The organism is Streptomyces sp. NPDC048696 (genome assembly GCF_043198895.1).
Classification (GTDB): Bacteria; Actinomycetota; Actinomycetes; order Streptomycetales; family Streptomycetaceae; genus Streptomyces.
Genome location: NZ_JBICVJ010000012.1, coordinates 17888 through 33742, shown reverse-complemented (window position 1 = coordinate 33742; position 15855 = coordinate 17888). Strand labels below are relative to the sequence as shown.

Genomic DNA, 15855 nt, shown 5'->3' with positions numbered 1-15855 from the left:
TGCTCCACGAACGTGCCTGAACTTGCCAGGCGTTCACCCTAGAGAATCGATGGCTGCGGTGATGAGTTCACGGGCGGCGACGCCATAGACGGCAAGTTCCGCCAGGTCGCTGAACGTCTTGGCATACATGGCAAGTTCGTGCTTCTGGACGACGGTGAGATGGGCCGAGACGAGCTCGACGTTCACGATCTCGTCGTCATAGAGGAAGAACCCCTCGACAGGCCAGAGATTTGAGCGGTCCGCGTCCTGGGGGATGATGCCGATGCTCACGGAGGGGAGCGCCATGGCGCTGAGCAGATAACCGAGTTGGCCAGCCAGTACGTCCGAGCCGCCGATGCGACAGCGCAGAACGCTCTCTTCGAGAAGGATGGCGAACTTGTGGTTGCCGTAGACGACCTTCTGCTTCTCCATGCGCACGGCAACAGCCGCCGGCACGTCGTCGACGAGTCCCCGGCGGTCGCGAATGGAGGTCAGGAGCGCCTTGATGTACGAGGACGTCTGTACGGGGCCGGGGATGAGCCACGGCGAGTAGATGCGGAACCGCTGGGTGCGCTCCCAGAGGGGAACAACCGACTCCTGCGCCCACTTGAGGCCGTGGCGTTCCATCTTGCGCCACTCGACGTACATGCCCTCAATCCCGCGGGCTGTGGTGATGAGATCCTCGGCCTCACCATCCGCGCCGCATGCGGAACACCAATCACGAAGGTCGCGCTCCGAGGGGGCACGGGTGCCGCTCTCGAAGCGCGATGCCTTCGACTCATGCCAACCCAGGTTGTGGGCCAGCGCACGCTTGGTAAGTCCGGCTGTTTGCCGGATCTCGGCCATGCGTTGTCCGAGCGCCTTGCGGGCTTCCTGGACGCTCGAAGATGGCGATGTCATGTCAGTGTGACAGTGCAGTTCGGGTTGTCAGGCCAACTCGAACTCTACGTGCGGAGTTGCCCGCTTCCACACGGCCTCGAAGGCCGACTCGCAGAGCTTCGCTACCTCTGGGTCTTCTGTGAGTTCGAGCTCCATGTTCTCGCCCTCGCCGTCGAAGTAGTTGACGAGAACGAGGCTGGAGTCGAACACCCAGAAGTCGTTGCCCGGAAGCGCGATGTCGGTCGCCTGGCGTCGCGAGAGCCACCGCACGTTTTCGCCGGCAGCGATGTTCAGCCCGTCCGTCACGTCGTACTCGAAGCGGATGTACTCGCTGACTGGTGTTGAAACGATACGGGCGCGTCGAACCTCGACGCCACGTGACGTTGCCTCCGTGACGATGGTGTGCCAGTCGGCCCAGCGCTCAGCCGGGTCGAGTGCCACTCCGGCCTTCCAGTCGACGAAGGCCGGGTCCGACCGCATGTACGAATCGCGCATCTCCAGGTGGACCGCTGTCCGCTGGCAGTCGCGAAACAGCTCCTCAAACGTCGGGATCTTCGTCACCCTTCACCTCCAAGAAGAACTGCACCATGCGCCGGGGAATCTCCACCACCGACTCGTGGCCCGGAATGTCCATCTGCTTGAGACGCTCGGCGTCTTCGACCTTCAGCCCCTGGACGAGGTACGTGTTCTTCACGTCATCCAGATAGACCGTGGGCGAGCCGCCGCTCGGACTCTCCGGGTCCTTCCCGAGCTTACGCAGGGCCATGATGTCCACCTCCGTTGAAGGTAACGATCGATGTGCCAGAGCTTGCCCCTAACTCTGGTGACAGGCGACAAACTTGCCAGAACTTGCCAGGGCGGCGGTGTTGAAGGCAGCAGGCTATGAGCCCTGCGGCATGAGAGGGAGATGAAGATCAGCCGCGTTCTTGCAGCCGTGGCCGGATCACTGATGCTCTCGCAGCCGCGAGTTGATCAAGCCAGGTACGCCGCCCCCTAAGGCCTGCCCGGCGGGTCCGGCTGTCACCTGAATGGGTGCAGCGGATAGGCAAGCGACTCCTCTCCGTGATTTACTCGTGACAATCAGTGACGAGCGAGAGGGCTGCACCATGGCAACGAAGACGCAACAGCTGGCGGCGATCATCGCCAAGGCCATCAGCTACATGACGCAGGGCGGGATGACCACCGGCGCGGCGCTCGAAAAGGCGCGCAAGGAATCCCCGGGCGCCGACAACATCACCAAGGACGAGGTCGACGCTGCCTGGAGGCAGCACAACATCGGAGACAATGTCGGATCGCCCGTCGGGCACATCGACGTGCCGTGATCAGGTCGCGCGGCTGACGCTTGCGGGCGCAAGCCAAGTAAGCCCACCCCACCCCTGTCACATCCCGCCCCATGCCGGACGGAACGACTCCCTCTCCACCCTGCCACGCGACCCATCGGACAGGCCCTAGCCGCCTCGGAGCTAGCGGGCGGCGACTCGTTACTCGACCACCAGCGCGGTTGACCCCAGCCGACTGAGCGCGAGCCGAGTCAGGTCCGACAGCCCTTCGCCCTGTCGTGTGCTCTGCCGCGTCAGAGCTTGGACCTGTTGGAGGATCTCAGCGCTCGTCGGCTCCCACCTGGTGAGGAACACCGCGTTCTCGGCGATGTCGTCTGCGGTGGCCCGCGACGCCGCGAGCACCCGATCAACTAGCGCCCGCCGGTTCGTCTGGGCATCCGCCTGCGCGTTCTCCGCCTCGTTGTACGGCCGCGAGAGGGCCGTCCCGTCCTCGCGGCGCTCGTAGTACGTGCGGGTGGCGACGTCCCAATACTCGATCGCCCCTTCGGGCATAAGCTCGCTCAAGCCGTAGCCTCCATCTGGTCGTAGCCATCCACGTAGTCAGTGCCGTTGAGGTGGGCGGCGATCTTGCCGACGCCGCGTTCGAGCCGGTACCGCACGGCCCGGTCAGTCACGCCGTCACGGGCGGCGATCAGGCTGTCGGGCCAGTCGAGGGAGTACCGCAGGAAGAGCGCCCGGCGCTCGCCGAGTGACAGCTCGCACGTCCTCCACGCCTGTCGGATGTCGGCGAGGTGGGCGAACAGGATGCCCGCGGCCTTCTTGTCGACGGTGCCCTTCGGCATATCGGCGTCCGGAGCCTGGGGATTGCGGATGCCGTAGGCCGCTTCCACGTCCCACACGGCCGGCAACAGGTGCTCGACCAGGCGCCGGTCGTAGCCGCTCATCGTTCACCCGCGCCGACACGCTCGCAGGCCGCCTCGTACGAGGTGTGCCGGGCTCGGTGCCGGGCCTGCGTCTTGATCTTGTCCGTCAGGTCGAGCACGAGCCGGTGGTGCAGCACGCCGAGTCCGAGGCCCGGGTCGTTCAGGCACTCGCGCACCATCGCGGCCTTCGTCGCCAGGATGAGGACGGCCTCCTGGAAGGCGTCGTCGTACTCCATCGTGAGCCGGTCCTCGTAGCCGTCCGCGATGCGCCGGGCGGCACGGCCAGCGACGGCCATCACGTCGGGGGAGAGGACTGACCAGTCCGCGGATTCGCTCACCGGACCACCTCCTTCACGGGGACCTCGCCGTCCCGGGTGATCAGGAGCATCAGTCCGGGGGCGCCGACCGTGCCGGTGCGGTGCCGCCACCACGTCGACTCGGACTCCATGGCCGGAATCTGGATGAACGTCCTCGGTCCGTCCGTGTCCACGAACTCGTGGTGGAGGTGGCCAGCAAGGAGGACATCGGCCTGGTGCATGGCGCTGGCCTTGTTGAAGCTCTGGCCCTTCCACCACTCGAAGTGCTTTCCGCTGCGCCACTGGTGCCCGTGGGCGTGCGCCACGATGGTTCCTGAGCACTCGACGACCACAGTCAGCTCGTCCGTGTCGGGCACGAAGAACTCGACGTGGCCGAACTCGTCCGGGGCGAGCGAGACGGCCTCTTGGACGGCGACGAGGGCATCGGTGTCGTGGGAGTCGTCGTACCTCGTGACGCCCTTGCCGTTGAACCTGACGGCTTCGCCGTGGTTGCCCGGTACGGCCGCGACGGTGAGGCGCTCGACGAGCGGCGCGAGACGCAGCACCGCGTGCGCCATCACCCGGCGGGTGATACGGATCTGCTCGGTCAACGTGAGGGCGGTCCGCCATGCGTTCGCGCCGTTCTGCGACTGGTAGCCCTCGATGTGGTCGCCCAGCCAGGCGAGGTGGACGTGCCCGATCGAGAAGCGTTTGCGGTACTCGGCGAGCAGGTCGGCGGCCTTGTCAATGCAGGAGATTGTGCGCTGGAGCGTGCCGGCCACTCCGTCGCCATCCGCCTTCCCGAACTGCATGTCTCCAAGCGCGATGATCAGGGTGTGGTCGCCCTGTCGCTGGGCGGTCAGCAGGCGGGGCGGGTCGTATTGGTCGACCTGGGCCAGGAGCTCGTCCAGGCTCGGCCGCTGTGCTTCTACGGACTGGCGTCGCGCGAAGGTGAAGCGGGTGGAGACGCCGAGCTCGCCGTTCGGCATCGTCCACTCGGAACTTCGGAACGCCTTCACGTCCCAGTCGGCAGGGTCAAGGTGATGAGCGCGGAGCACGTCGGCGGCCGAGGAGTCGGGGTCCATCTCGGCAGGGCCTCGCACGGTGACCTCGGCCGCGTCGCCGGAGACCTCAATCTGTCGGGTGTAGTCGCGTTCGGGATCGGCCTGACGGCTGGATACAGGGGGCGGGGTCGGCGTGGCGAGCAGGTCGGCCAGCAGAGTGTCAGTCACAGGTTTACACATCCTCCTGAAGGGATCGGCGGTACGTGCGGATGGTGGAGGCGGACACGCGGTGTCCGTGCTTGCGGAGAACGAGCGCGAGCCGCTCTGCGGAGGAGCCGTCGAGGAGCCGGATCACCACCGACTCGCGCTCGTCGGGCCCCAGTTCGTCATAGATGCGCTGGAGGGTTGGGCCGGGCTGTCCGGGCAGTGCCTCGCTCACGCGGCCTCCCTGTCGATCGACTCGACGGCCGCCACAGCGAGGGCGGCCAGGTGGACGAGCCCGGCACGTGCGTCCTCCGGCCGTTGCTCGGCGAGGGTGCCGAAGGCCGCGGCGAGGAGAGTCGAATCCCAACCGGGTACTCCGTCGAGGTCCCGGCTGGCGCTGATCGTCCGCCACCGGCTCGCCTCATGCAGGTGGTGAGCTCGGCCCTTGTGGGGGCGATGTCCTCCGGCCACGGGAACGGTGCGGTCCTCGACGGACTTCCGGGCTGCGCGGACCTCGGCCAGGATCGCTGTCACGGGCGCCGGCCGCTTCGTCCTCAACTCGGTCACTTCTCACTCTCCTTGATCACGTTCAGTAGGGACTGAGTGCCTCCCTGCTTGTAGGTCTCGGACACGTCGCCGATCCGCAGCCGCATGCCTCGCGCGGAGCGAGGAAGAGAACGGCAGACCTTCGAGGTGAACTCCGCGCCGGCATCGTCCGGATCGCCCCAGACGCGCACGACGTTGAAACCCGCGAGCATCCGGCGGTGGCGGGGCAGCCAGAGGGAAGCGCCAGGAAGGCCAACGACATGCAGGCCGAGCATGCGCAGGACGACCCTGTCGAGCTCGCCCTCGGTCACGTCGATGGTGTCCCCGGCCGCGTGGATGGAATCCACGCCGTACATCCTCGGAGGGTCCCCGGTGATGGTGTTGTACTTGCCGTGGTGGTGCGCGCGGTGATCGTGCTCCAGCAGGCACCGGAAGCGGATGGTCAGCGGTTGGCCGGCACGCCCCAGGTAGGGGATGGCGAGCATCCCGCGGAATCGCTCGTGTCCAGGGAAGGCGTCGTCACCGACGACGCCAAGCCGGTACGTAGCCGCTTCGGCCCTTCCGATCCCGCGATCCAGCAGGTACCTGGCGGCGTCCGCCGTAAGCGCTGCCTGATAGGTGGCTGTCGCCTCCTCCAGCGTCTTGCGTTGCGAGTCCGAGAGAGGCTGCAAGGGACTTCGCTCCGACAAAGGTCATCTCCTTCTCAAGGACGGTTGTGGCGTAGCGGATGAGGAACTCGTAGCTGTCACCGCCCGCTTGGCAGGAGTGGCACTTCCACAGCTGCCGGGTGAGGTTGTACGAGAACGACGGGGTGTTGTCCTCGTGCAGCGGACAGCGGGTCATACCGATGGACCGTTCGGCGTTGTAGTCGACGTCGTAGTGCTCGAAGACGGCTTCGAGCGTCGGTTTCGCGTCGTGGTTTTCGCTGAAGCTCATAGCAGCATCCAGTCCAGGTCAGCCATCGGAACGTCATAGAACTCCTCGATTTCCACCAGGAGTTGCCCGTCGAACTCGGGGTCGTTGAGGCAGTCGAGAAAGGCGTCGAAGCCGCATGCTTCCTCGGCCGGGATCACGCGATCTGCTCCCCCCGAAAGAAGCCGCCGATGGTGTCATAGCCAAGGTCGCCGAGTCCCTGCGGCTGTGCGAATTCGAGGAACAGGTCGCCTAGCTCCTTGGCCATACGCACCAGCTCGGCTTCCTCCTCGTACGTGATCACTCGGGGTCCAGGTCGAAATACTCCTCGACCGTGGTGAGCACGAAAGCCTTGCGCCAGGACTTCCCGCGCCGCTTGACGACGACCACGGAATCGACGAGGTCCGCGTCCAGGCCGCGGTGCTTGGCGAAGTTCTCGCGCTCGCGCATCGCCTCGTCGAGGAAGGGGCCGGGCTCGAATTTCGCGTTCTTGGCCTCGATCACCAGGAAGCGGCCATCGTCCTCGCGGATGACCATGTCGCCTTCGTCTTCGATGCCGGCCAGGCGCAGGCTCTCGACGTCCTCCCCGAGGGCCCGCAGGCCCTCCCGCAGATCCGTCTCCCACACGGCGCCCTTGCGCCGGTTGGCCTTGTTGCGCATCGCTATCTCAGTCACAGGTTTACATCTCCGTCAAAGAAATGCCCGCTTCTGCGGGCTCGATACAGGTTAACACGTTAGGCGGCGTTGAGGATCTTCGTCGGCGACCAGGGCTGGGAGGGCGACGCGACGGGGATGCGCGTCTCCAGCTTGGAGAACCGGGTCAGTTCCGGGTGGCAACGCATGGACGCGTACCGCTTCGCTGTCGGGTCGCAGGGCCCCATCCTTTGCTTGATCACCGCGACGCGGTACTCGTGCGAGGTCGGATCGAGCGCCACGGACAGCGACAGCTCGGGCTTTTCGCTCAAGCCGCCCTTGACCTGATCCCGGCTGGGCGGAGCCCACGGGTCGCTCTTCGCCTCCCACGACTTGTCGCTGGCGTGGTGGAGCACCATGACCGTGGCTCCGGTCGCACGGGCCAACTCGGTCAGCCCCGACATCACCGCCATCTGCTCGGTGTAATCACTCTCTGCGCCCTCGAAATCCATCAGGTTGTCGAAGACGAAGAGCTGCGGAAAGGCGTCCCACAGCTCGATGAACGCCTCCAGCTCCTCGTCCACCGACCTCCAGGTGATCGGGCTACCGAAGGAGAAGGTGATGTTCGAGCCCGCGAGTGAGGACAGGTACTCCTGGCGATGCCGGCCACCGGCCGCCATCCCGGCCTCCACCATCTCCGTCGTGTCACCGGTCGCCATACTCGCCAGGCGCGAACTCGCCGTGAAGGCCGACATGTCGGCGCTGAAGTACAACGTGGGCACGTTCATCTGGGCCGCCCAGTACAGCGCGAAGCCCGACTTCTGGGTACCGGACCTTCCGGCGATCATGATGACTTCGCCATGCCGGGGGCGGCAGCCCATCGCATACAGGGCCTCGAACGCCTCGACGCGCGGCAGCTCCTTGCCGGACTCGGCATGGAGGGCGAGTGACCTTGCTGGGGTGAGCAATTCGGAGCTCTCCTCTCGGGAAGTAGGACCAGGGGCGAGAGGGGGCCGACCCGCAGGTCAGCCCCCGCACCTCGCGGTGTCAGTCGAAGTCGGGCGCGTCGGCGACGGCCTCGGCTACCGCGGCTTCGCGCTTCGTGGCGTAGTCGATGACGGCCTGGCGGACCGAGGCGTCCGCAACCGGACGCCAGACCCATGCCGGATGTGCGCCCGGACGCTTCGGGGGCACCTGGGTCACGGTGACGATGGTCGCGCCACCGACGACGGTCTCAAGGTCGCGGGCGAGGAGCGTCTGTTCCACGCGGGTGCCCTTGGTGATCTCGGGGCTGAGCGCTGCGAGCTGCTCGCGGGACTTGAAGACGGAGATGTCGCAGAGGGCCGAGTCCTTCGGCCCGTTCGGGGTGGGGCGCTGCCGGTCGAAGGAGTTCACCTCAACGAGGATCGCGATGGCGTCCACGTTGTCCTTCGGCTTGAACCAGCCGCCGCCCTGGGTGGGGATGTCGATGAAGTTCAGAGTCACTAAGTCTGTCTCCTGGTTCTGGGGATTCACTCGTTGATGCAGCGGGCGGGTACGTCGCCCGCCTTCAGGGGGGTGCACAGCCCGCATGGGGCTGCGACCCAGGTCCAGATGGATGCCGCGAGCAAGGCTGCGGCGATGGTCACGGCGAGGGCGGGGCGAGCGGCTCTCACTCGACCTGCTTCAGCGCCCGGCCCTTGGCCTTGTAGGCGGTCATGACAGCCGGGTCGGCGAAGAACGACTGGTTGGCGGCCCACACCTTCTGGAGGTCGGCCACGCTGGTCTGCTTGGCGATCTCGCCGAGAATCCAGCCGTTCGGCTCTTCCTTCGCCGCTGGCGCCGGTGTGGCACTTGCAGCCGCCCACGGGTCGTCCTCACCCAAAGGGGCCTCGGTGGCGACGATCCGCCCGCCCAGCAGGCCGGCAATGTTGCCGGTGCTGTGCGCGATGCTCGTCGCCTCGACGACCAACTCGCTGAGCGTTAGGCTAGTAACAGGTTCACACTCGAACCCGAAGTAGTCGATGATCTGCTTGCGGACGACCTCCGAGGGTCCGCGGAAGACTGCCCAGGTGTCCTCGTAGCCCTTGCCGTACTTGATCGTTACGGCGATGCCGTACTCGTGCGACTCACTCACTCCGTCGTTCTCTCCAATCTTCTGTTACAGGTTAACACCTGTGGTCGAGTCAAGCGGCCGTGGAGTGCGTGATCCGGGTCACCCAGGGGCGCATGGCGTCGCGCACACCACGCATCTGCCGGATGTCGCGGGACAGCTTGGCGGCACGCCAACCGATCTCCAAGTTCACCCAGTACAGGGTGCATTCGCCAGAGCCCGCAGGCAGGTGGATGATGATGCCCCACTGCTGCGATACCTCGGGCAGTGGCGCGTACGCCGTCACTGCCTCCTCGGCCGGCACGGACGCCTTCTTCCAGGCCGCCAGCGCCTTGCGGTCCGAGTTGTCCACGGGGAAGAGGGTGTGGTCGTAGAACTCGCCGTGCGAGTACACCGCGAGCTGGGACGCCATCTTCAGTGCGCCGTACTGGACGGAGCCCGTCTTCAGGTCGCCGATGAAGAGCCCGTCGAGGGGTTCGCCGTCCGGGCCGGGCCCGCTGTAGGACAGCAGTCGATCGAACGTGCCGCCGACGGCCAACTCGGGTACCACGACGAACTGTTCGACGCCCCGGATGTCGAAGTCGACTGTCGCGGCCATGTAGGCGGACATGTCCCGCAGGTCGAGTTCCGAGGTGGCGGCGGGCAGAGGGTCCCCGCGGTCAACGTACTCGGACAAGGTGTGGAGGTGGGTTCCGCGCTCGCGCTTGGCGTTGGCGCCGGAAAGGCTGACGGCCCGCTCGGTCAGTGCGTTGAGCTGCCGCTTGTCGGCTGCGTCGTCGGGGTTGAGGTCGCGTACGGCGTTCAGGATGGAGGGTTGTCGGGCGGCGCCCACGAGGGTCATGCGCTTGCCCCAGGCGGTCAAGGAGCTCTTGTCCTCGATCGCGTCGATGAAGGTGGTCGTCCGGGTCAAGGCGGTTGGCTTCCCACCCCCTTTGGGGACGACGAGCGGGCGGTCCCAGCCGTCGCGGGGTACCCCTGGGGAAGGAGCGATGATGTCGACAAACCTCATGGTTAAGCGGCTCCTTCGAGGTAGGTGTCCTGATCGAAAACGCATCGGGCGAGGTCCATGCGGATACGCCCGTCACCAAGGAAGAACGGCTCACCCTCGCTCTCGTCGAGAGGCTCCAGGCCGCGGGCTCGGATGGCTTCGAGAGCTGAGCGCACCACAGTGGTCGTCACGTCCTGGTCGAAGGTGAGGTGGTAGTCCCACTCTTCTTCGTTGACGTACAGCACGGCGCCTTCGGCGACGCGCGAAGTGTCCCCCCGGGACACAGTTGCGCTCATGGCAGCTATGTTCCTTCTGTAAATCTGTAACTAACCCAGTTCTATGTCTAGGGAAAATTTCCGTCAAGTCGGATTTCTGCGTTTAGTCTGTGATCCCCCACACGCCCCTGACCTGCCCCTTAAGGGCGACTTAAGGCTATACGGAAGGACTACGTCCGATGTCCACCCCGAGAACGAGAAGCCCCCCGCCGGATCTCCGACAGGGGGATGATGCGAACATTCGTTCGAGTACGACAGGATCAGTCCTGCGCCTTGTTGCCCGTCTTCGTTGCGGGCGGATGGATCAGCTCCGCGTCGCCTTCGGTGCGGGGCACGTAGAACCAGCCGTCCGGGTGCTCCGGGTCGTAGTGGACAACGACGTCCTCCGCCTTCAGGTCGGCCTTCCAGGAGGCTAGGCGCTTGGTGTCCTCCGGGGTCAGCTCCTTGCCGGCCTTCCGGCGCGCCTCGGCGCGCAGCATCAGTACGGGGTACGCGTACCGATGCTCCTCGTTCACCTTCCAGGGGATCAGTTCGTCATCTCGAACATTGCGACGGTCCAGCCCGCGACGACGGCGAAACGTCGCCCACATGCCTCGGGTGGTCTCGATCCCGTACTTCTTCTCGTACGTCTCGATCATCCAGTCGTACGTGCGGTTCTCCTCGAACCAGCGAAGTACCTCGGACTCGTCGACGATCTTCTTGGCTCCCACTGGTCTCTCGTCTCAGGTGAAGTCCTGCTCAGGGTCCAACTCTTGTTACATAGTTGCGCAGCGGTCTTTGAGCTGTCAAACTGTAACAAGACCATGATCGTCAGCGCTCCAACGCTGACGGCACACAGAAATGACCCCGGTCAGCGCTCCAACGCTGTCCGGGGCCTCTACCCGGCAGCGCGCGAACGCTTTCGGGTACTACACCAGGAGATATGAGCTCCCAGTGCGTATTCAGCGTACCCCTCGACGTGCCCATTTCACGATCGTGGGCAATGACGTGCTCCGCAACCGTGAGCTGTCCTTCACAGCCCGAGGCATCCTCGGCTACCTGCTGAGCCTTCCCGACGGCGCCGACGAAGACGTACGCAAGCTCGCCGACAAGAACCCCAAGATCGGCCGCAAAGGCATCCGGGACGCCGTGGACGAGCTGATCTCCAAGGGCTACTACTTCCGGCACACCTACCGGGACGATCGAGGCCGCGTACGTACGGACACCTATGTGTTCGACACGCCGCAGGAGACCTTCCTTCCGACTCCCGCCATGCCGGGAACCGGCGCCCCGACGCCTGGCCCTGCGGGAAGCCTCCCTTCGGGAGTTAAGGATCTTGTCTCTAAGAACGAAGACAAGACCCCTCCCGCTTCCCCGGACGCTGAGCCCGAGGGCGCTCCGGCTGACCGCGGGGAAGGGGGCGCGCAGCACACACGAGAGGCCGTACGGCTCCTGGCCCGCCTCGGCTCCGTCGACAGCCGCCTGAAGCTCACCACCAAGCAGACCACCGCGCTCGCACCCCTTGCGGCCGAATGGCTCAGCCGTGGCGCCACCATCGCCGAGATCACCGACGCCACCACCCAGGGCCTCCCGCAGCGCGTGTACTCCGCCGCGAAGCTCGTCGCCGACCGGCTTCAGCGCAAGATGCCCGAGCCGCGCCGCCAGTGGAAGACCTACGCCGACTGCGCGGACGGCTGCGGCCGACTCCTGCCCGCAGGACAGGACTCCGGCATCTGCGCCGTCTGCGCTGGCATCGCGCCGCCGCCGCTCTTCACTGAGCTCGCCCGTGACGCCGAGCCTGACGGCGACCTCCTGGGCCACGTCACCGGAGCTGGGGCCGAACTGATCGCCGCCATCCGCGCCCGCAAGACCGCCCGCGCCTGACCAGCGCCCCCGCACACCTCTCACCGCGCACCCCGATAGGAACACCCAATGCCCAGCTCCCGCCTGCCCTGGTACGCCTACGTCCTCGGCGGCCTGGTCCTCGTCGTCGCCCTGATGATGTCGGCCCCCGGTGAGTACCAGCTCGCCCGCGTCGCCGGATGGGGCGAACTCGTCGCGGCCGGCATGCCGGTCTGCATGTCCGTCTACACGGCCTTCGCCGTCTGGTTCGTCGAGACCAGGCGCAAGGGCGAGAAAGGCCGAGGCACGGCCATCGTCGGGGCGATCTGCGCGCTGACGATGACACTGTCCGGTCAGGTCGTGGCCCACTGGATCGCCGCCGGAGACATGCAGTCCTCCATGGCGCTGACCGCCGCCGTCTCCTCGGTGCCCGCGATCGTTGTCGGCCACGTCGCCCACATGATCATCCGGGCCGCCCGCCAGGAAGCCGTCGTCGAGCCGCAGCTCGACACGCACGCGAGCGAGTACCTGGAGGAGGTGTCGCACGAGCCCCGGCCGGACGAGCCGCAGGAGGAGCCCCAGCAGGAGGCCCTTGACATCGAGGTCCCCGTCGACGAGGTGGCCCAGGCCCGCGCCCGGCGCCGCCCCGGACGCCCCGGGCCCTCGATCGAGGATCTGAAGAAGGCCGCCGAGACCCTCCGAGCCCAGGGCGAGGAAGTGAACGGCCCCAATCTCGCGAAGGCCATGGGACGGCACCGCCGCCAGGGCTCCCGCTACCTCGCCATGCTCAACGACGCCCCGACCGGCTGATCAACGCCGCCAACCTTCGCCGTGCGGGACAATCCTCACGATGAGTCCCGCACGGCGAGGAGACGCGGAGAAGTGGAAGTAACAGTGACCATGGTTGTTTGCGATGTCTGCAAGCGACAGGACAGGCCCGCGCAGAAGTACCTGCTCGCCGTGGGGGACACGGAGCCCGTCCGTAAGGATCTCTGCGTCGAAGACGCTGCCCCGGTCGTCGCGCTCTTCTTCGAGCCCGAGGCCGCTGCCCCGGAAGCCGCGGTGACCCTCGACGGGCCGCAAGGGCACGATAGGGAGACGGCCCGGCCGGCACGCGAACCGGCGGCCCCGGCCAAGAAGGCGGCTGCCAAGAGGGCGCCAGCGAAGAAGGCCACCGCGAAGAAGACGACGGCTAAGAAGACGGCCACCCGTCGGAAGAGTCTCGGTGCCCGCACCTTGACCCCGGAGCAGATCGAAGCAGAGAAGGCCGCAGCACGGGCCAAGGACGGTAGCTGAAACGCAGGAAATCCCCCCGCCGACCACACGGGTCAGCGGGGGGATTCGGTTACTCCTCGGTGTCGTCATCGCTCGGAGCGACCACCCCCAGCGCCGTCAGGATCTGCACGATGACGGCGACTTCGGGACTGTCGGCGTAGACGATGGCGGCGATGGACACCGCGACACCCACCGCGGACAGCACCGCACCGACGCGCGTGCGGTAGCGGACGGGCAGCAGGCTCACCAGCGAGATGGGCTTGGAACCGGGCATCTGCATCTTGCTCATCAGCGACCTGCCGGAGCCGTCAGGCGGGCCCAGGTCGACGGGCCCGGATAGCCGTCCGCGTCCGAGCCGCTCCAACCCTGCGCCCGCTGGAACGCCTCGGTCGCCTTGCGGTCCGCCTCGGTGAAGCGCGGTCCCGGCCCCTCGGAGTAGAAGCGGCCGAAGTCGTGCGCGACGAGCCGCTTGCCGAGGACGGTCACGGCCGGGTGGGACTGGCCGAGACGGAACGCCTGCCGGCCAGGGAACGGGGTGTTGTCCCCCTGGTCCTTGCTGCTCTTCCAGGCGGGGTCCGCAGAGTCGATGCCCTCGGCGAAGGCCGGGTAGCCGTACCCGTAAACGTACGAGCTGCGGCGCTCGCGCTTCTTCAGGTACACGCCGTCGCCCTCCGCGCTGCCGGAGTCGTTGGTGTTGCCTTCGATGGTGTAGACGTACGTGGAGTCGTAGGCGTACACGATGCCGGTGTGGGTGCCGCCCCCAGCCCCGAACAGGACCATGGCGCCGACCGCCGGGTAGGCGCTCCACCGGTTGCGGCTCTTGAACCAGTCGACGGCCGTGGAGCACGAGGCGGTACGCGGGTACAGGCCGGAGAGGCCGGCCTTCATGGCGCACCAGGAAACGAACGTGGCACACCACGCCTGGTTCTGGCTCCACTCCAGGCCGGGGACGGCCGGGCTGTACTTCTGCCAGTTGTTCCAGTGCCCATTGGATCGGCCTTCGTGATAGCCGACCTCAGCCTTGGCGATGTTGATAACGGTCTGGGCGTTGCCCAAGTGACTTACTCCTTCGGGACATGACGAAGGCCCCGTCCGCAAGTGCGGAACGGGGCCCAAATGCAGGGGATTTGACTCAGATGGGGTTGGGGACAGAAGTAGTGATGTGCGCATCGAGTCGCTCGGCGACCACGAGGCGTTCTGTCCTCTCGTGGGCGAGGTCTGTACGCAGGGCAGCGATGTCCCGGCTGTGCTGGGCCTGGCCGTCGAGGACGCGATCGAGTCCCCGAATCACGCGGTCCACGTCGTCCCGCAGGTTCGTCGAGTGGTCGTTGGAGACCTGCTCGCGCGCCTCCTGCGCGTGCTCGCGCACTTCGGCCAGAGCGGTGCCCTGTCTCCGTACGAGCTCGACGAGGACTCCGACGAGGGCTGCGACGACAGCGCCGCCAGCCGAGACGAGAGCCACCTGCACGGAGGGCTCAAGCTGCACGGGCAAGTTCCTCGACGAGGGCCTCCAGGCGCTCAATTCGCTGGGCCTGGTCCTGAACGACCGGCAGCAGGGCAACACCAAGCAGGTCGTACCGGAGGGCGTCGATACGTCCCTCCTCGTCGTACGTGACGATCTCGGGAAGTGTCTCTGCGACCTCTTCCGCGATCAGGCCGTACTCGTCCTTGCGTGACTGCGGCTTGTCCTCGGTCGGCTTCCGGTCGTAAACGCGGGGACGCAATGCGAGGACGGCGGCCGGGTCAATTCCGATGTCCCGGACGTTTTCCTTGTAACGGATGGAGGACGTGTTCCGGCAGAACGTCCCGTCCCCCTCCACCCACACCGCGTACCAAGTACCGGAGCCGCTCGCGCTGTTGTTGTGCGGCATCTTCGAGCCGTTGGCCCAGGAGATCGTGCTGCCGGAGGTGAGGTACTCACCGTGCGAGTGTCCGGACGGGGGATACGACCCGGGCTTGTCGGAGATCTGTCCCCATGAGTGGCTGTGGGACGTCGGGGGGAAGTACGACGGTTTGCCATAGACGCCTTCCCAATGGTGGCCGTGCTCGGCCACGGGAAAGACCACGGGCTTCTCGGTGATGTCCCCCCACGCGTGCGAGTGGGCAGACGGCGCGAACGTGGAGGGCTTGCCCGTGAGGGACGCCCACGAGACGGTCGGTGCCAGATCGGCCCAGGCTGAGCCGTCCCACCACTCCCACCGAGCCAGGGTGTTGTTGAAGCCGAGCTGCCCCTTGCGCGGAGAGGACGGGCGGGTGGACGTGGCCCAGACGCCGACCCGGTGGCCGACCACGGGCCGAGTCGCGGAGACATCCGCGCTCGTGATCGTCGTGACGCTGGCGGACACGGCCACGTTGGCGAGCGCCATCTCGTAGATGCCGGTGTCGGTCTGGCTGAGGGCTGAGGGAGTGGACGACCCTGCCGAGCCCGCCTTGACGGCCAAGGTGATCGAGTTGGAGGCGGGGTCGAGCCGCAGGACTACCCGGTCGACGCGGGTGTTCGTGCCGGCCGCAGGTATGGCCAGCGTCTCGGTCGCGGTGGACTGCACCATGTGACCGCGCAGGATCGCGAGACCGGGCTGCACGGTCACGGTCATGCCGTTGCCTGCGCTGACATGGAAGCCGGGGCTGTCGTACGCGGCGACGACGCCGGAGTCCTGGAACTCCCGGAAGAGGTAGCCATATTGGCTCTCCGTGACGGCCTGGGAGTCGAAGGGGAAGGACGTGATTGCCAAGAAGAGGTGTTCCTTT

General features: G+C 66.4%; 28 protein-coding genes. 4 read left to right on the top strand and 24 right to left on the bottom strand.

Annotated elements, in window-relative coordinates; translation table 11 throughout:
• Positions 1-33: 33 nt before the first annotated feature.
• The 3 genes from ACGFRG_RS24855 to ACGFRG_RS24845 are packed head-to-tail and all read right to left on the bottom strand — an operon-like array spanning position 34 to position 1624.
• Positions 34-879, bottom strand: coding sequence for a helix-turn-helix transcriptional regulator (locus tag ACGFRG_RS24855; RefSeq protein WP_189294986.1), 846 nt, complete (start codon positions 877-879; stop codon positions 34-36).
• Positions 880-906: 27 nt separating this feature from the next.
• On the bottom strand, positions 907-1419 hold the full coding sequence (locus ACGFRG_RS24850; RefSeq protein WP_189294988.1) for a DUF6879 family protein: 513 nt from the start codon (positions 1417-1419) through the stop codon (positions 907-909).
• A complete protein-coding gene (locus tag ACGFRG_RS24845) occupies positions 1397-1624 on the bottom strand; it encodes a hypothetical protein (RefSeq protein ID WP_189296139.1) in 228 nt (75 codons plus the stop codon). The genes ACGFRG_RS24850 and ACGFRG_RS24845 overlap by 23 nt, the downstream gene beginning before the upstream one ends.
• Before the next feature lie 340 nt (positions 1625-1964).
• Between ACGFRG_RS24845 and ACGFRG_RS24840 the strand changes: the two genes are divergently transcribed.
• Positions 1965-2180, top strand: a complete 216-nt coding sequence (locus tag ACGFRG_RS24840) for a hypothetical protein (RefSeq protein WP_189294990.1) — start codon at positions 1965-1967, stop codon at positions 2178-2180.
• Positions 2181-2339: 159 nt separating this feature from the next.
• On the opposite strand, the gene ACGFRG_RS24835 is transcribed toward ACGFRG_RS24840, so the two are convergent.
• The 17 genes from ACGFRG_RS24835 to ACGFRG_RS24755 all read right to left on the bottom strand — a co-directional run bounded on the left by ACGFRG_RS24835 (position 2340) and on the right by ACGFRG_RS24755 (position 10721).
• On the bottom strand, positions 2340-2702 hold the full coding sequence (locus ACGFRG_RS24835; RefSeq protein WP_393267348.1) for a hypothetical protein: 363 nt from the start codon (positions 2700-2702) through the stop codon (positions 2340-2342).
• On the bottom strand, positions 2699-3082 hold the full coding sequence (locus tag ACGFRG_RS24830; protein WP_393267345.1) for a hypothetical protein: 384 nt from the start codon (positions 3080-3082) through the stop codon (positions 2699-2701). The genes ACGFRG_RS24835 and ACGFRG_RS24830 overlap by 4 nt, the downstream gene beginning before the upstream one ends.
• Positions 3079-3399, bottom strand: coding sequence for a hypothetical protein (locus ACGFRG_RS24825; RefSeq protein WP_393267342.1), 321 nt, complete (start codon positions 3397-3399; stop codon positions 3079-3081). The genes ACGFRG_RS24830 and ACGFRG_RS24825 overlap by 4 nt, the downstream gene beginning before the upstream one ends.
• Complete coding sequence (locus tag ACGFRG_RS24820) at positions 3396-4589, bottom strand: hypothetical protein (protein ID WP_393267339.1); 1194 nt, start codon at positions 4587-4589, stop codon at positions 3396-3398. The genes ACGFRG_RS24825 and ACGFRG_RS24820 overlap by 4 nt, the downstream gene beginning before the upstream one ends.
• A 4-nt stretch (positions 4590-4593) precedes the next feature.
• Positions 4594-4800, bottom strand: coding sequence for a hypothetical protein (locus ACGFRG_RS24815; protein WP_393267336.1), 207 nt, complete (start codon positions 4798-4800; stop codon positions 4594-4596).
• Entirely contained in the window at positions 4797-5132 is a 336-nt protein-coding gene (locus tag ACGFRG_RS24810) for a hypothetical protein (protein ID WP_393267334.1), read from the bottom strand. Before ACGFRG_RS24810 ends, ACGFRG_RS24815 begins: the two co-directional genes overlap by 4 nt.
• On the bottom strand, positions 5129-5596 hold the full coding sequence (locus tag ACGFRG_RS24805) for a hypothetical protein (RefSeq protein ID WP_393267331.1): 468 nt from the start codon (positions 5594-5596) through the stop codon (positions 5129-5131). The genes ACGFRG_RS24810 and ACGFRG_RS24805 overlap by 4 nt, the downstream gene beginning before the upstream one ends.
• Before the next feature lie 34 nt (positions 5597-5630).
• The gene (locus ACGFRG_RS24800) at positions 5631-6047 is read right to left on the bottom strand and encodes a CHC2 zinc finger domain-containing protein (protein ID WP_393267328.1); all 417 of its coding nucleotides are present in this window, start codon (positions 6045-6047) and stop codon (positions 5631-5633) included.
• The gene (locus ACGFRG_RS24795; RefSeq protein ID WP_393267325.1) at positions 6044-6184 is read right to left on the bottom strand and encodes a hypothetical protein; all 141 of its coding nucleotides are present in this window, start codon (positions 6182-6184) and stop codon (positions 6044-6046) included. Before ACGFRG_RS24795 ends, ACGFRG_RS24800 begins: the two co-directional genes overlap by 4 nt.
• The gene (locus ACGFRG_RS24790; protein ID WP_393267322.1) at positions 6181-6327 is read right to left on the bottom strand and encodes a hypothetical protein; all 147 of its coding nucleotides are present in this window, start codon (positions 6325-6327) and stop codon (positions 6181-6183) included. The genes ACGFRG_RS24795 and ACGFRG_RS24790 overlap by 4 nt, the downstream gene beginning before the upstream one ends.
• Positions 6324-6698, bottom strand: coding sequence for a hypothetical protein (locus tag ACGFRG_RS24785; RefSeq protein ID WP_229851605.1), 375 nt, complete (start codon positions 6696-6698; stop codon positions 6324-6326). Before ACGFRG_RS24785 ends, ACGFRG_RS24790 begins: the two co-directional genes overlap by 4 nt.
• A 59-nt stretch (positions 6699-6757) precedes the next feature.
• On the bottom strand, positions 6758-7624 hold the full coding sequence (locus ACGFRG_RS24780; RefSeq protein ID WP_393267319.1) for an AAA family ATPase: 867 nt from the start codon (positions 7622-7624) through the stop codon (positions 6758-6760).
• A gap of 79 nt (positions 7625-7703) precedes the next feature.
• Positions 7704-8141 (bottom strand): hypothetical protein, encoded by a 438-nt coding sequence (locus ACGFRG_RS24775; RefSeq protein ID WP_393267317.1) that lies wholly within the window; start codon positions 8139-8141, stop codon positions 7704-7706.
• 166 nt (positions 8142-8307) lie between these two features.
• The gene (locus ACGFRG_RS24770; protein ID WP_393267314.1) at positions 8308-8772 is read right to left on the bottom strand and encodes a hypothetical protein; all 465 of its coding nucleotides are present in this window, start codon (positions 8770-8772) and stop codon (positions 8308-8310) included.
• 49 nt (positions 8773-8821) lie between these two features.
• Positions 8822-9658 (bottom strand): hypothetical protein, encoded by an 837-nt coding sequence (locus tag ACGFRG_RS24765; RefSeq protein ID WP_393267312.1) that lies wholly within the window; start codon positions 9656-9658, stop codon positions 8822-8824.
• A gap of 101 nt (positions 9659-9759) precedes the next feature.
• Positions 9760-10032 (bottom strand): hypothetical protein, encoded by a 273-nt coding sequence (locus ACGFRG_RS24760; RefSeq protein WP_189295020.1) that lies wholly within the window; start codon positions 10030-10032, stop codon positions 9760-9762.
• A 239-nt stretch (positions 10033-10271) separates the two neighbouring features.
• A complete protein-coding gene (locus tag ACGFRG_RS24755; RefSeq protein WP_393267309.1) occupies positions 10272-10721 on the bottom strand; it encodes a hypothetical protein in 450 nt (149 codons plus the stop codon).
• A gap of 277 nt (positions 10722-10998) precedes the next feature.
• Here ACGFRG_RS24755 and ACGFRG_RS24750 point away from each other — a divergent pair, with 277 nt between their 5' ends.
• The 3 genes from ACGFRG_RS24750 (at position 10999) to ACGFRG_RS24740 (ending at position 13128) form a co-directional block, all read left to right on the top strand.
• Positions 10999-11874 (top strand): hypothetical protein, encoded by an 876-nt coding sequence (locus ACGFRG_RS24750; RefSeq protein ID WP_393267308.1) that lies wholly within the window; start codon positions 10999-11001, stop codon positions 11872-11874.
• Between the two features lie 48 nt (positions 11875-11922).
• Entirely contained in the window at positions 11923-12642 is a 720-nt protein-coding gene (locus tag ACGFRG_RS24745; RefSeq protein ID WP_393267305.1) for a hypothetical protein, read from the top strand.
• 72 nt (positions 12643-12714) lie between these two features.
• Entirely contained in the window at positions 12715-13128 is a 414-nt protein-coding gene (locus tag ACGFRG_RS24740; RefSeq protein ID WP_393267302.1) for a hypothetical protein, read from the top strand.
• 49 nt (positions 13129-13177) lie between these two features.
• Here ACGFRG_RS24740 and ACGFRG_RS24735 read toward each other — a convergent pair whose 3' ends face one another.
• The 4 genes from ACGFRG_RS24735 to ACGFRG_RS24720 form a co-directional block, all read right to left on the bottom strand.
• A complete protein-coding gene (locus tag ACGFRG_RS24735; RefSeq protein ID WP_189295029.1) occupies positions 13178-13396 on the bottom strand; it encodes a hypothetical protein in 219 nt (72 codons plus the stop codon).
• Complete coding sequence (locus tag ACGFRG_RS24730; protein WP_393267299.1) at positions 13396-14163, bottom strand: peptidoglycan-binding protein; 768 nt, start codon at positions 14161-14163, stop codon at positions 13396-13398. Before ACGFRG_RS24730 ends, ACGFRG_RS24735 begins: the two co-directional genes overlap by 1 nt.
• A gap of 76 nt (positions 14164-14239) precedes the next feature.
• On the bottom strand, positions 14240-14593 hold the full coding sequence (locus ACGFRG_RS24725; protein ID WP_189295034.1) for a hypothetical protein: 354 nt from the start codon (positions 14591-14593) through the stop codon (positions 14240-14242).
• Positions 14583-15839: a tail fiber domain-containing protein gene (locus tag ACGFRG_RS24720; RefSeq protein ID WP_393267296.1), complete on the bottom strand. Its 1257-nt coding sequence runs from the start codon at positions 15837-15839 to the stop codon at positions 14583-14585. Before ACGFRG_RS24720 ends, ACGFRG_RS24725 begins: the two co-directional genes overlap by 11 nt.
• Between the last annotated feature and the right edge of the window lie 16 nt (positions 15840-15855).

Coding starts and splice junctions, on each gene's coding strand:
- ACGFRG_RS24855 (WP_189294986.1), bottom strand. CDS start 879: ATGACATCGCCATCTTCGAGCGTCCAGGAAGCCCGCAAGGCGCTCGGA.
- ACGFRG_RS24845 (WP_189296139.1), bottom strand. CDS start 1,624: ATGGCCCTGCGTAAGCTCGGGAAGGACCCGGAGAGTCCGAGCGGCGGC.
- ACGFRG_RS24840 (WP_189294990.1), top strand. CDS start 1,965: ATGGCAACGAAGACGCAACAGCTGGCGGCGATCATCGCCAAGGCCATC.
- ACGFRG_RS24830 (WP_393267345.1), bottom strand. CDS start 3,082: ATGAGCGGCTACGACCGGCGCCTGGTCGAGCACCTGTTGCCGGCCGTG.
- ACGFRG_RS24805 (WP_393267331.1), bottom strand. CDS start 5,596: ATGCTCGCCATCCCCTACCTGGGGCGTGCCGGCCAACCGCTGACCATC.
- ACGFRG_RS24800 (WP_393267328.1), bottom strand. CDS start 6,047: ATGAGCTTCAGCGAAAACCACGACGCGAAACCGACGCTCGAAGCCGTC.
- ACGFRG_RS24760 (WP_189295020.1), bottom strand. CDS start 10,032: ATGAGCGCAACTGTGTCCCGGGGGGACACTTCGCGCGTCGCCGAAGGC.
- ACGFRG_RS24745 (WP_393267305.1), top strand. CDS start 11,923: ATGCCCAGCTCCCGCCTGCCCTGGTACGCCTACGTCCTCGGCGGCCTG.
- ACGFRG_RS24735 (WP_189295029.1), bottom strand. CDS start 13,396: ATGAGCAAGATGCAGATGCCCGGTTCCAAGCCCATCTCGCTGGTGAGC.